11 protein-coding genes are annotated in these 12,575 nt (G+C 52.1%); 7 read left to right on the top strand and 4 right to left on the bottom strand.

The features are described from left to right. Positions 1-205 precede the first annotated feature (205 nt). Together mioC and asnC are read right to left on the bottom strand one after the other, a co-directional pair. The gene (mioC, locus tag HV352_RS23425; RefSeq protein ID WP_016155086.1) at positions 206-655 is read right to left on the bottom strand and encodes an FMN-binding protein MioC; all 450 of its coding nucleotides are present in this window, start codon (positions 653-655) and stop codon (positions 206-208) included. An 88-nt stretch (positions 656-743) separates the two neighbouring features. After that, positions 744-1,202 carry a transcriptional regulator AsnC gene (gene asnC, locus HV352_RS23420; RefSeq protein WP_003023780.1) on the bottom strand — a complete coding sequence of 153 codons (459 nt, stop codon included), beginning with the start codon at positions 1,200-1,202 and terminating at the stop codon, positions 744-746. Between the two features lie 151 nt (positions 1,203-1,353). Between asnC and asnA the strand changes: the two genes are divergently transcribed. Continuing rightward, positions 1,354-2,346: an aspartate--ammonia ligase gene (gene asnA, locus HV352_RS23415; RefSeq protein WP_016155087.1), complete on the top strand. Its 993-nt coding sequence runs from the start codon at positions 1,354-1,356 to the stop codon at positions 2,344-2,346. A gap of 3 nt (positions 2,347-2,349) precedes the next feature. On the opposite strand, the gene viaA is transcribed toward asnA, so the two are convergent. Both viaA and ravA read right to left on the bottom strand, forming a co-directional pair. Then, a complete protein-coding gene (gene viaA / locus HV352_RS23410) occupies positions 2,350-3,801 on the bottom strand; it encodes an ATPase RavA stimulator ViaA (RefSeq protein ID WP_131351619.1) in 1,452 nt (483 codons plus the stop codon). Next, positions 3,795-5,291: an ATPase RavA gene (gene ravA / locus HV352_RS23405; RefSeq protein WP_047358450.1), complete on the bottom strand. Its 1,497-nt coding sequence runs from the start codon at positions 5,289-5,291 to the stop codon at positions 3,795-3,797. Before ravA ends, viaA begins: the two co-directional genes overlap by 7 nt. Positions 5,292-5,621: 330 nt before the next feature. Between ravA and kup the strand changes: the two genes are divergently transcribed. The 6 genes from kup to rbsK all read left to right on the top strand — a co-directional run bounded on the left by kup (position 5,622) and on the right by rbsK (position 12,572). Continuing rightward, positions 5,622-7,490, top strand: a complete 1,869-nt coding sequence (gene kup / locus HV352_RS23400; protein WP_003023768.1) for a low affinity potassium transporter Kup — start codon at positions 5,622-5,624, stop codon at positions 7,488-7,490. Positions 7,491-7,682: 192 nt separating this feature from the next. Beyond that, positions 7,683-8,102: a D-ribose pyranase gene (rbsD, locus tag HV352_RS23395; protein WP_016155090.1), complete on the top strand. Its 420-nt coding sequence runs from the start codon at positions 7,683-7,685 to the stop codon at positions 8,100-8,102. Positions 8,103-8,109: 7 nt separating this feature from the next. Next, the gene (gene rbsA / locus HV352_RS23390) at positions 8,110-9,615 is read left to right on the top strand and encodes a ribose ABC transporter ATP-binding protein RbsA (protein WP_003023764.1); all 1,506 of its coding nucleotides are present in this window, start codon (positions 8,110-8,112) and stop codon (positions 9,613-9,615) included. A gap of 5 nt (positions 9,616-9,620) precedes the next feature. Further along, on the top strand, positions 9,621-10,586 hold the full coding sequence (rbsC, locus tag HV352_RS23385; protein ID WP_003023762.1) for a ribose ABC transporter permease: 966 nt from the start codon (positions 9,621-9,623) through the stop codon (positions 10,584-10,586). Positions 10,587-10,610: 24 nt separating this feature from the next. After that, the gene (gene rbsB, locus HV352_RS23380; RefSeq protein ID WP_019077989.1) at positions 10,611-11,501 is read left to right on the top strand and encodes a ribose ABC transporter substrate-binding protein RbsB; all 891 of its coding nucleotides are present in this window, start codon (positions 10,611-10,613) and stop codon (positions 11,499-11,501) included. Positions 11,502-11,642: 141 nt separating this feature from the next. Further along, on the top strand, positions 11,643-12,572 hold the full coding sequence (gene rbsK, locus HV352_RS23375; RefSeq protein ID WP_016157826.1) for a ribokinase: 930 nt from the start codon (positions 11,643-11,645) through the stop codon (positions 12,570-12,572). The last annotated feature ends 3 nt before the right edge of the window (positions 12,573-12,575 follow it).

Here is a 12,575-nt window from a genome sequence, read left to right as displayed (position 1 = left end):
TGTGGATAAGGGCGATCCTTTGAATAAGATCAACAGGTTGTTGAGGATCATTAGCTGTGAATGATCGGTGATCCTGGCCCGTATAAGCTGGGAGCAGAATGAAGGGTTATACACAACTCAAAAACTGAACAACGGTTGTTCTTGGGATAACTACCGGTTGATCCAAGCTTTTAACCAGAGTTATCCACATAAAAAAGTACGATCTTTACAAATCTCTGAGCAATGGATGCCAGGATCCCAGCCAAATTTCAGCCGGATCTTCCGGAATTTCATGTTCCAGTACGTTGATCCTGAGCGTTTCGCCGATCTGTTTTGCCCCGCAGGCTTTCAGTTCGGCTTCCAGCTTGTCGATTGCGCCGCAAAAGGTGTCATATTCACGACTGCCGATCCCGATTGCACCAAAGTGCACTTGTGAAAGGTCCGGTTTTTGCTCGCATAAGGCATCATATAAAGGCTGCAGGTTGTCAGGAATGTCTCCCGCACCGTGCGTGGAGCTAATAATCAGCCAGATCCCATCAGTCGGGACCTCTTCAAGCATTGGCCCATGCAGTATTTCGCTGGAAAAACCCGCGTCGTCCAGTTTTTCAGCCAGATGCTCTGCTACATATTCCGCACTGCCAAGCGTGCTGCCGCTGATAAGAGTGATTTCTGCCATGATCGCCCACCTTTATAAAGAGGGCGTATTGTACGCTGTGAGCGAGCTGGGATCTACCTGTGGAAAAATAGGGGATTAAAAAAAGCGATCATGGCTTGATGGTACGCATGATCGGGTTTTGCAGGACGATCAGGGTCTCCGTGGACTGAATTTCATCAATTGTTTGGATCTTGTTGATAAGTACCTGCTGTAACGCGTCGATCGACTTGCACATCACCTTTATAAAGATGCTGTAGTGCCCGGTGGTGTAATACGCTTCGGTCACCTCATCGAGGCTTTCCAGTCTGGCCAACGCTGACGGATAGTCTTTCGCACTTTTCAGGATGATGCCGATAAAGCAGCCGACGTCATAGCCCAACTGTTTGGGACTAACATCAATCCGTGCGCCGGTAATAATCCCGGCCTGCTTCATCTTCTCTACGCGAACGTGAATTGTCCCCGGGCTAACGCCGAACTGTTTGGCCAATTCGGCATAGGCCGTTCGGGCATTTTCCATCAGGGCGTCAAGAATGCCGCGGTCCAGATTGTCGATCTGATAATTTTCCATAGGTTTTTCTTATGTAGATTAATGATTCCCTCTATTTTAGACGTTAATTTTAACGAATCAAAATCGAAGACGGCTTTTTGTTTGTTGATTATTGAATATTACCTACATTCTGTTGCTTAATCATAGGCAACAGGACACAGGAGTACACATAATGAAAACCGCTTACATTGCCAAACAACGTCAAATTAGCTTCGTAAAATCTCATTTTTCTCGTCAGTTGGAAGAGCGTTTAGGTCTGATCGAAGTTCAGGCTCCGATCCTCAGCCGCGTAGGAGATGGCACGCAAGATAACTTGTCGGGCTGTGAAAAAGCGGTGCAGGTGAAGGTTAAAGCATTGCCAGACGCTCAATTCGAAGTGGTTCATTCACTGGCGAAGTGGAAGCGTCAAACATTAGGACAACACGACTTTAGCGCAGGCGAAGGGCTGTACACGCATATGAAGGCCCTGCGTCCTGATGAAGACCGCCTTTCCCCGCTGCACTCAGTGTATGTTGACCAGTGGGACTGGGAGCGCGTGATGGGCGACGGCGAGCGTCAATTCTCCACTCTGAAAAGCACGGTAGAGGCTATCTGGGCGGGAATTAAGGCTACCGAAGCTGCGGTGAGCAAAGAGTTTGGTCTAGCACCGTTCCTGCCAGAGCAGATCCACTTTGTTCATAGCCAGGAACTGTTATCTCGTTATCCTGGTCTTGACGCAAAAGGTCGTGAACGTGCGATCGCTAAGGAGCTGGGCGCGGTATTCCTGGTGGGGATCGGCGGCAAGCTCAGCGACGGTCACCGCCATGATGTACGTGCGCCGGATTATGATGACTGGAGTTCAGCGTCCGAGCTGGGTCACGCCGGTCTGAACGGTGATATTCTGGTCTGGAACCCGGTACTGGAAGATGCGTTTGAGCTGTCTTCTATGGGGATCCGTGTGGATGCTGACGCTCTGAAACATCAGCTGTCTCTGACCGGAGATGAAGATCGTCTGAGTCTGGAATGGCACCAGGCGCTGCTGCGCGGTGAAATGCCACAGACGATTGGTGGAGGAATTGGGCAGTCGCGTCTGACCATGCTGTTGCTGCAATTACCACACATTGGTCAGGTTCAGTGTGGCGTATGGCCGGCACAGGTACGTGAAAGCGTCGCCTCTCTGTTGTAAGAATTAACGCCGCCAGCGTCTGAGCAGGCGGCTTCGCATCCCGGTATCAAAGCGCCAGATATGATCGAAAATGCGCATGATGCCGGGTTTACCATGTGCTGACATCGCCACCGCGTGAAAACGGTGCTGGTGCACCCGCTGTAATTCCTCCACTTTGCTGACAACCTCATCGGGCAATCGCTGTGCGATAAAATCTGAGATCACCACCGCATCAGCATCAAACCATTCCCGACCCTGCATGCGCTCAGTAATGGCGCGAAAACAGCTGGCAATATCGGTACCGCCGCGAAAGCGCTGACTTAAAAAACGGATCGCCTGTTCGATGCCCTCCGGGCCGGATAGCTCATAGCGCACTACTTCTGTTGAAAACAGCATGATGAAACAGCGTCGGTTATCGGCAAGGGCGACGCGCATTAGCGCCAGGCAAAAGGCTTTCGCACACTGCTCATTAAAGCCGCCCATCGATCCCGAAGTATCAACGCAGACGATAAAAGGTCCGCGCGGTTGCTCGTCAAAATCCTGATGCACCACGGGGCGTTCCGTGACTTTCTCACGCCATGCTTCGCCGTGCAGGCGATAGGTCAACAACTGCTTTTCCACCAGTCGTCGGTAGAACTCGTATTCCAGTTCGGTAATGCCCAGCGTGGCCAGTTCCGGCGGCAGCAGGCGCAGGATATCGTCGCTTTGCTGGATGCCATCTACTTGCTCCGGGACGGTTGCCGGTTCGCGCACCAGGGTGCGGAAGGTTTCCATTGGCGCATCTTTACGCGGTACGGATTTCGCTTCTCTGGAACGGCCTAACTGCTCAGCCAGACGCTGGAGTTCAGGTTGTTGCGTCAGGAATTCGCCATATTTCACCATCAACTGATAATCACCGCGCTTGATTTGACCTGCGCTCATATCCCACAACCGGCCTGCGGCGTTGTCATTTTCTGCCAGTACGGGTTCCAGTTGCCCGCTGAGGGTCATCCGTTCCTGTACTTCACTGAGCAAATGCTCGCGCTCTTCTTCCAGCAGTTGCTGATTCAGCGTTGTGGTTTGCACCACCAGGCTCAGGCGCCAGCGCTGGAGAAAAAGCGTATGTAGGGCAGGCGTAAACGCGCTGTTGTCATTGACCAGTTGCTGCGCTTGTCCGGCCCATGGCGAATGGAGGTGGTGCAATAGCGACAATATTTGCGGTAGCTGGACGATAAACTGCGCATGAGAGAGGAGCTGGCTTTGTTGATAGCATATAACCTCTTCCGCTAACTCCGGCGGTACATGGGTATCTTTGAGGCGGCTACGCAAAGATTCACGCCAGCGGGGAATATCGTCAGTGATCGCTTTTTTAAGGCGAGGGAATTTGTTAAAAAATACCACCATCTTTGGAGAAGCCAGCAGGGCGACGATCATCTCTTCGATCATCGCTTCTTCACTGACTGCCAGCATGATGTTGAGCGTATCAAGGGTCAGCATTGTTGCGCCTGGCGGATTTGTGCCCCGACATCCTGCAGACTGGCCTCAATGCGGCCTAACCAGTCGCTATGAATAAACAGACATTTTTGCTGCTCGCTAAATGCGCTGTGCTGCTGATGCCACTCGTTATCGAGCGCTTCAAGCTCCTGTTTTATTTCAGCGGGCATACTCTCTTGTGATGTTCCGGGCAATGCCAGGCGAGAGCCTTGTAAGCTGACGTCGCGTACAACCAGGTGCTGCGCGCTATCCACTTCCATGTTCAGCGTCTGGGCAAAACCGATGCCGTTTAATTTTCCGCGGATCTCACCGCCTTTGGTTAACCACAGTTCCAGCGCGCTACGTTCGAAAGCAATATGGATTACTTCCATATCATGCAGCTTTAAGGGCTTTTGCAGTAGTAATGTCACGACGGAAGACGTGGCCTCCGGCGGTAAATCATAATGAGGACGACGGCTGAACATGCCGCCCTGACGGATCACGGTGAATGCTGTTTTATCGCTTTGCTGCTGCTGGAGCTGAATGCGGCGCTGCACAATACTGCCCAGACGGGTCAGCATGGCTTGCTGTTGCCATGCGTGTCCGGTCATCAATATTTCCAGCTGCTGCTGCATCAGATTCAGGCTTTGTGCGTCGTACCACAGGCAGTCTTTCAGCAGGATCAGGTCGATGGGAACTACCGCATCACGTCCGCTAAAGAAGGCGCTGGCCTGGAGCAAGCGAATGGCTTTTTTCCAGCGACGATCGGACACGTAGGGGGCATTCGGTAGCGTGTCCAACTGCTGGCGCAGCATGAAAATAAGCTCAAACACGCGATCGGGAAGCGTGATGGCGCCAATGTCCTTTTGCCACTGGTAATACTCTTCATCCGTCACCTGTAACGATGCCGGGACCGGATTGTCGCTTTCATCCTGCTGACTTAACAGCATCGAGCGGAAGTTGGCCTTGTCCTGGACTTTATCCAGCCACAGACGAATCAGCATACGGTCGTACAGCGCTTCCAGGCTGCTGTCTGCTTCAGGCAGTTCGTTGGAGGCTGCCACCAGCAGGCGCATCGGGATTTTCTCTTCATGCGCGCCGTTGCGGAAGTGGCGTTCGTTGATGGCGGTCAGCAGGGTGTTAAGAATCGCCGGTCCCGCCTTCCAGATTTCATCGAGAAAGACGATTTCAGCTTCAGGGAGATAGCCTGCCGTTAAGCGTTCATAGCGACCTTCGTCTTTTAACGCCTGAATGGACAGCGGGCCGAAAACCTCTTCCGGCGTAGAGAAGCGCGTCATCAGATATTCGAAGGCGCGAGCATTTTGAAAGGCAAATTTCAGTCTGCGGGCAATTAAGCTTTTCGCGATCCCGGGAGGACCTAATAAGAAAACGCTCTCGCCGCTAAGTGCAGCCAGCAGACACAGACGAATGGCGTGGCTACGTTCATAAAGTCCCTTTTCCAGCGCATTGCTCAGACGGGAAATTCTTTCCGCTAATAAATGTGGGTGAGCCATAATGAAGTGGCGTCCTTTCGCCAAATGTACTGCATAAACAGCGAGTATAGATGCTTCACACCAGTGCAGTAATAGACTGAAGGTGCGCTTATTTTTCTTTGAGCCAGATTAATCTGGTCTCATTTAGGGGTACGATTTTGCGATTAATCGTGCATACTGTGCGCCTTTTTGTGGGCCAAGGGACGACGCACACATTTCTTATATATACACCAAATCAATCAAGCTGCACCAAGGCGGCAATGGAGTTTTCTTCTGGGATGGGGGGAATAACGAATGCAGCCCACGCGGAGGTGGCTTGAAAGATGATGTGTATAAACGAAAGACGAGTCTATGAGCACTGATAATAAACAATCATTGTCTGCGATTACCCTTGCGGCCATTGGGGTTGTCTACGGTGATATTGGTACCAGCCCACTTTATACGCTTCGTGAATGTTTGTCCGGCCAGTTTGGTTTTGGCGTTGAACGTGACGCCGTATTTGGCTTTCTCTCGCTGATTTTCTGGCTGCTGATCTTTGTTGTCTCCATTAAATACCTGACGTTTGTCATGCGCGCGGATAACGCCGGAGAAGGCGGGATCCTGACGCTGATGTCATTGGCCGGGCGTAATACTTCAGCACGAACAACCTCCATGCTGGTGATTATGGGGTTGATTGGCGGCAGCTTCTTCTATGGAGAAGTGGTGATAACGCCTGCTATCTCGGTGATGTCGGCGATTGAAGGTCTGGAGATCATTGCCCCGCAACTGGATACCTGGATTGTTCCGCTCTCGATAATCGTACTGACCCTGCTGTTTTTGATTCAAAAACACGGTACCGGCATGGTCGGTAAGCTGTTTGCGCCGATTATGCTGTTGTGGTTCCTGACGCTGGCAGTGTTAGGCGTGCGCAGTATTATTGGCAATCCGGAAGTGCTGCAGGCGCTCAATCCGTATTGGGCGGTGCATTTCTTCCTCGAATTCAAAACGTTGTCCTTTATTGCGCTGGGTGCGGTGGTGTTGTCGATTACCGGTGTTGAAGCGCTGTATGCGGATATGGGCCACTTTGGTAAGTTGCCGATTCGCCTGGCATGGTTCTCCGTGGTATTGCCTTCGCTGGTACTGAACTATTTTGGTCAGGGGGCGTTGCTGTTAAAGCATCCTGAAGCGATTAAAAACCCGTTCTTCCTGCTGGCGCCGGACTGGGCGCTGATACCGCTCCTGATCCTCGCCGCGCTGGCAACGGTTATCGCTTCACAGGCGGTTATCTCCGGCGTCTTCTCACTGACGCGTCAGGCTGTGCGTCTGGGGTATTTATCGCCGATGCGTATCATCCATACCTCGGAAATGGAATCGGGCCAGATCTACATTCCTTTCGTTAACTGGATGCTCTATTTTGCAGTGGTTATTGTGATTGTGAGCTTTGAACACTCCAGCAATCTGGCTGCGGCGTACGGGATTGCGGTGACAGGGACGATGGTGCTGACCTCAATTCTGTCGACCACCGTGGCGCGCAAAAACTGGCACTGGAATAAATACTTCGTCTTCCTGATCCTGGTGGCGTTCTTGTGCGTCGATGTTCCGCTGTTCTCCGCGAACCTCGATAAACTGATTTCCGGCGGTTGGCTGCCTCTGACGCTGGGTCTGGTGATGTTCACCATCATGACCACCTGGAAAAGCGAGCGTTTCCGTCTGCTGCGTCGCATGCATGAGCACGGCAACTCTCTGGAGGCGATGATTGCCTCTCTGGAGAAATCACCACCGGTACGCGTGCCGGGAACGGCGGTGTACATGTCTCGTGCATTGAACGTCATCCCGTTTGCGCTACTGCATAACCTCAAACATAACAAGGTCCTGCATGAACGCGTTATTCTGCTGACGCTACGCACGGAAGATGCGCCATATGTTCACAATGTGCGTAGGGTGCAGATTGAGCAGTTATCGCCCACCTTCTGGCGTGTGGTGGCCAGCTACGGTTGGCGCGAAACGCCGAACGTTGAAGAAGTATTCCATCGCTGCGGTCTGGAAGGCTTAAGCTGTCGGATGATGGAAACCTCGTTCTTCATGTCGCATGAGTCGTTGATTGTTGGCAAACGACCATGGTATCTGCGTCTGCGCGGCAAGCTGTATCTGCTACTACAACGCAATGCGCTGCGCGCCCCGGACCAGTTTGAAATCCCACCTAACCGGGTTATTGAGCTCGGTACTCAGGTCGAGATTTAATCTCATCGACGCCCTCTTTCATCGCGAAAGGGGGCGTTTTGTTTTGTCCCTCCCAGTTTTCATTTCATCGAATGATAATCCTTGCGAAACGTTTCGATGGCGATCACATTTTCGTAACTTTGCGGTGGTTTTATCTCCACTCTTCGCTCTACACTTATCTTCAGCGAAACGTTTCGCTAGTGGGGAAAGAAAATGAAGAAAGGCACGGTACTCAACTCTGAAATTTCATCGGTGATCTCCCGTCTGGGGCATACCGATACGCTGGTGGTGTGTGATGCAGGTTTACCCATCCCGAATAGCACAACGCGTATCGATATGGCATTAACCCAGGGCGTACCTTCTTTTATGCAGGTACTGGATGTGGTGACACGTGAAATGCAGGTCGAGGCGGCCATTCTCGCGACGGAAATTAAACAACATAATCCGCAACTCCACGAAACGTTGCTCAGCCACATTGAGCAACTGCAACAACACCAGGGAAACACCATAGAAATTCGTTACACCACGCATGAACAATTCAAAAAACAAACCGCAGACAGTCAGGCGGTAATTCGCAGCGGAGAGTGTTCTCCGTATGCGAATATCATTCTCTGTGCTGGCGTCACGTTCTGAGGCCATCATGAACGCATTACTGCAACTCAAAGGGATCGATAAAGCGTTCCCGGGCGTAAAAGCGCTATCCGGCGCCGCGCTGAATGTCTACCCAGGCCGCGTAATGGCGCTGGTGGGCGAAAACGGCGCGGGCAAATCCACCATGATGAAAGTGCTGACCGGGATCTATACCCGTGATGCCGGTTCTTTATTGTGGTTGGGAAAAGAGACCACCTTTAACGGCCCTAAATCCTCCCAGGAAGCCGGAATCGGTATCATCCACCAGGAGCTGAATTTGATCCCGCAACTCACTATCGCCGAGAACATTTTTCTTGGCCGTGAGTTCGTTAATCGCTTTGGCAAAATTGACTGGAAGAAGATGTACGCCGAAGCCGATCTGCTGCTTGCCAAACTGAATCTGCGCTTTAAAAGCGACAGACTGGTCGGTGAACTGTCGATTGGCGATCAGCAGATGGTTGAAATTGCCAAAGTGCTGAGCTTTGAATCGAAGGTCATCATTATGGATGAACCGACGGATGCGCTCACCGATACCGAAACCGAATCCCTGTTCCGCGTCATTCGCGAACTGAAATCCCAGGGACGCGGCATTGTCTATATTTCTCACCGCATGAAAGAGATCTTCGAGATTTGTGACGACGTGACCGTTTTTCGCGACGGGCAGTTTATTGCCGAGCGTGAAGTCGCCTCGCTGACCGAAGACTCGCTGATTGAAATGATGGTGGGACGTAAGCTGGAAGATCAATACCCGCGCCTGGAAAAAGCGCCGGGTGATATTCGCCTGAAGGTCGATAACCTGTGCGGCCCTGGCGTAAACGATGTTTCATTCACGCTACGTAAAGGCGAGATCCTTGGCGTATCGGGGCTGATGGGTGCCGGACGTACCGAGCTGATGAAAGTGTTGTACGGCGCATTGCCGCGCACCAGCGGTTACGTCACGCTTGATGGCCATGAAGTGGTCACCCGTTCGCCGCAGGATGGGTTGGCTAACGGCATCGTCTATATTTCTGAAGACCGTAAACGCGATGGTTTAGTGCTGGGCATGTCGGTGAAAGAGAACATGTCACTAACCGCGCTGCGTTATTTCAGTCGCGCTGGTGGAAGCCTTAAACATAAAGACGAGCAGCAGGCGGTAGGTGATTTTATTCGTCTGTTCAATGTTAAAACGCCATCGATGGAACAGGCTATCGGCCTGCTTTCTGGCGGTAATCAGCAGAAAGTGGCGATTGCGCGCGGTCTGATGACCCGACCAAAAGTCCTGATCCTCGATGAACCAACGCGCGGCGTTGACGTTGGGGCTAAGAAAGAAATCTATCAGCTTATCAACCAGTTTAAGGCCGATGGGCTGAGCATCATTCTGGTCTCCTCTGAGATGCCAGAAGTATTGGGCATGAGCGATCGAATTATCGTTATGCATGAAGGGCATCTCGGCGGTGAGTTCACTCGCGAGCAGGCCACTCAGGAAGTATTAATGGCTGCCGCTGTGGGCAAGCTTAATCGCGTGAATCAGGAGTAAAAAAGATGACTACCCAGGCTGTTTCTGGTCGCCGTTATTTCACTAAAGCATGGCTTCTGGAGCAAAAGTCGCTCATCGCTCTGTTAGTGCTGATCGCGATTGTTTCCACCATGAGCCCTAACTTTTTTACCGTTAATAACCTGTTCAACATTCTCCAGCAAACGTCAGTGAACGCCATCATGGCCGTTGGCATGACGCTGGTTATCCTGACGTCGGGGATCGATCTGTCTGTCGGTTCTTTGCTGGCGCTTACCGGTGCGGTTGCGGCTTCCATTGTAGGGATTGAAGTCAATGCGCTGGTGGCTGTCGCTGCGGCCCTGGCGCTCGGTGCTGCTATTGGCGCGGTAACCGGGGTTATTGTCGCGAAAGGCCGGGTACAGGCGTTTATCGCGACCCTGGTGATGATGCTGCTGCTGCGTGGTGTGACCATGGTATACACCAACGGCAGTCCGGTTAATACCGGGTTTACTGACAATGCCGATCTGTTTGGCTGGTTTGGTATTGGTCGTCCGTTAGGCGTCCCTACGCCTGTGTGGATTATGGGGATTGTCTTCCTCGCGGCGTGGTACATGCTGCACCACACTCGTCTGGGTCGTTATATCTATGCGCTGGGCGGTAACGAAGCGGCAACGCGCCTGTCCGGTATCAGCGTAAGTAAAATCAAAATTATCGTTTACTCCCTGTGTGGTCTGCTGGCATCGCTGGCGGGCATCATTGAAGTAGCGCGCCTCTCCTCTGCGCAACCGACGGCAGGTACTGGCTATGAGCTGGATGCTATCGCCGCGGTGGTGTTAGGTGGTACCAGCCTGGCGGGCGGTAAAGGACGTATTGTTGGGACGCTGATCGGCGCATTGATTCTTGGTTTCCTCAATAATGGTTTGAATTTGTTAGGTGTATCCTCCTATTACCAGATGATCGTCAAAGCGGTGGTGATTTTGCTGGCGGTACTGGTAGACAACAAAAAGCAGTAACAACGATTACAGGACATCTTAAATATGAACATGAAAAAACTGGCTACCCTGGTTTCTGCTGTTGCGCTGAGCGCCACCGTGAGCGCGAATGCGATGGCGAAAGATACCATTGCGCTGGTGGTCTCCACCCTCAACAACCCGTTCTTTGTTTCTTTGAAGGATGGGGCGCAAAAAGAGGCCGATAAGCTGGGCTACAACCTGGTGATTCTGGACTCACAGAACAACCCGGCGAAAGAGCTGGCTAACGTTCAGGATTTAACGGTTCGTGGAACTAAAATTCTGCTGATTAACCCGACGGACTCCGATGCTGTTGGTAACGCTGTGAAGATGGCTAACCAGGCGAAAATTCCGGTTATCACCCTTGACCGCGTTGCGTCCAAAGGCGAAGTAGTAAGCCATATTGCATCTGATAACGTGCTTGGCGGTAAGATTGCGGGCGATTACATCGCGAAGAAAGCGGGTGAAGGCGCGAAAGTTATCGAACTGCAGGGTATTGCCGGTACTTCAGCGTCGCGTGAGCGTGGCGAAGGTTTCCAGCAGGCTGTTGCGGCACACAAATTTAACGTACTGGCCAGTCAGCCTGCCGACTTCGACCGCACCAAAGGTCTGAACGTCATGCAGAACCTGCTGACCGCGCATCCTGACGTGCAGGCCGTATTTGCCCAGAACGATGAAATGGCGTTGGGTGCGCTGCGCGCACTGCAAACTGCGGGTAAATCTGATGTGATGGTGGTTGGATTTGACGGTACTCCTGATGGCGAAAAAGCAGTAAATGATGGCAAACTGGCTGCGACCATTGCTCAGTTGCCGGATCAGATCGGCGCGAAAGGCGTTGAGACTGCGGATAAAGTCCTGAAAGGCGAGAAGGTTCAGGCTAAATATCCGGTTGACCTGAAGCTGGTCATCAAGCAGTAATACCGATTCAGGTCGCTCGCGGCCTGATGGAGACATAAAGACGCCATCCCCGTATCGGGTTTTGGGGATGAAAGCGTAAAAAGAAAAGCAGGGCACGCGCCACCCTAATCCGGTGGCGCACTTTGACTTGGAACACCAAATATGAAAACCGCAGGCAACCTCGTTGTTCTTGGCAGTATCAATGCCGATCACATCCTCAACCTTAACTCTTTCCCGACACCTGGTGAAACCGTAACCGGTAACCATTATCAGGTCGCATTTGGTGGTAAAGGCGCGAATCAGGCTGTTGCTGCGGGGCGTAGTGGCGCGAATATCGCATTTATTGCCTGTACGGGTGATGATGATATTGGCGAAAGTGTTCGTAAACAGTTAGCTAAAGATAATATCGATATTGCGCCGATTAGCGTAATTTCGGGGGAATCGACCGGTGTGGCGTTGATTTTTGTGAATGGTGAAGGTGAGAACGTCATCGGCATTCATGCGGGTGCGAACGCGGCACTTTCGCCTGCGCTGGTGGAAGCTCAGCATGAGCGTATTGCCCAGGCGTCCGCCTTACTGATGCAGTTAGAGTCGCCGATCGAAAGCGTACTGGCTGCGGCAAAGATTGCACATCAAAATAAGACCACGGTAGCCCTTAACCCGGCCCCGGCACGTGAACTTTCTGACGAACTGCTGGCGCTGGTGGATATTATTACCCCGAATGAAACCGAGGCTGAAAAGCTAACGGGGATCCGGGTTGAAAACGATGAAGACGCAGCCAAAGCTGCGCAGGCATTGCACGCGAAGGGGATCCATACTGTACTGATTACCTTAGGCAGTCGCGGGGTGTGGGCCAGCGTAAATGGTGAAGGTCAGCGTGTGCCTGGGTTTAAAGTGGACGCTGTTGATACCATCGCCGCTGGGGATACCTTTAACGGCGCGTTAATTACAGCGTTACTGGAAGAGACTCCGCTGCCTGAAGCGATCCGATTTGCACATGCCGCTGCGGCGATTGCGGTCACCCGTAAGGGCGCACAGCCTTCCGTTCCATGGCGCGAAGAAATAGAAGCGTTTTTAAGTCAACAGAGGTAACGC

The sequence above is a fragment of the Citrobacter sp. RHBSTW-01044 genome (genome assembly GCF_013781945.1).
GTDB lineage: Bacteria > Pseudomonadota > Gammaproteobacteria > Enterobacterales > Enterobacteriaceae > Citrobacter > Citrobacter braakii.
The sequence above is the reverse complement of the archived record's forward strand: the minus strand, read 5'-3'. Positions and strand labels throughout refer to the sequence as shown.

What these genes read in the sequence shown, in the direction of transcription:
- mioC (WP_016155086.1), bottom strand. Translation starts at nt 655, where the DNA reads ATGGCAGAAATCACTCTTATCAGCGGCAGCACGCTTGGCAGTGCGGAA.
- asnC (WP_003023780.1), bottom strand. Translation starts at nt 1,202, where the DNA reads ATGGAAAATTATCAGATCGACAATCTGGACCGCGGCATTCTTGACGCC.
- asnA (WP_016155087.1), top strand. Translation starts at nt 1,354, where the DNA reads ATGAAAACCGCTTACATTGCCAAACAACGTCAAATTAGCTTCGTAAAA.
- viaA (WP_131351619.1), bottom strand. Translation starts at nt 3,801, where the DNA reads ATGCTGACCCTTGATACGCTCAACATCATGCTGGCAGTCAGTGAAGAA.
- ravA (WP_047358450.1), bottom strand. Translation starts at nt 5,291, where the DNA reads ATGGCTCACCCACATTTATTAGCGGAAAGAATTTCCCGTCTGAGCAAT.
- kup (WP_003023768.1), top strand. Translation starts at nt 5,622, where the DNA reads ATGAGCACTGATAATAAACAATCATTGTCTGCGATTACCCTTGCGGCC.
- rbsD (WP_016155090.1), top strand. Translation starts at nt 7,683, where the DNA reads ATGAAGAAAGGCACGGTACTCAACTCTGAAATTTCATCGGTGATCTCC.
- rbsA (WP_003023764.1), top strand. Translation starts at nt 8,110, where the DNA reads ATGAACGCATTACTGCAACTCAAAGGGATCGATAAAGCGTTCCCGGGC.
- rbsC (WP_003023762.1), top strand. Translation starts at nt 9,621, where the DNA reads ATGACTACCCAGGCTGTTTCTGGTCGCCGTTATTTCACTAAAGCATGG.
- rbsB (WP_019077989.1), top strand. Translation starts at nt 10,611, where the DNA reads ATGAACATGAAAAAACTGGCTACCCTGGTTTCTGCTGTTGCGCTGAGC.
- rbsK (WP_016157826.1), top strand. Translation starts at nt 11,643, where the DNA reads ATGAAAACCGCAGGCAACCTCGTTGTTCTTGGCAGTATCAATGCCGAT.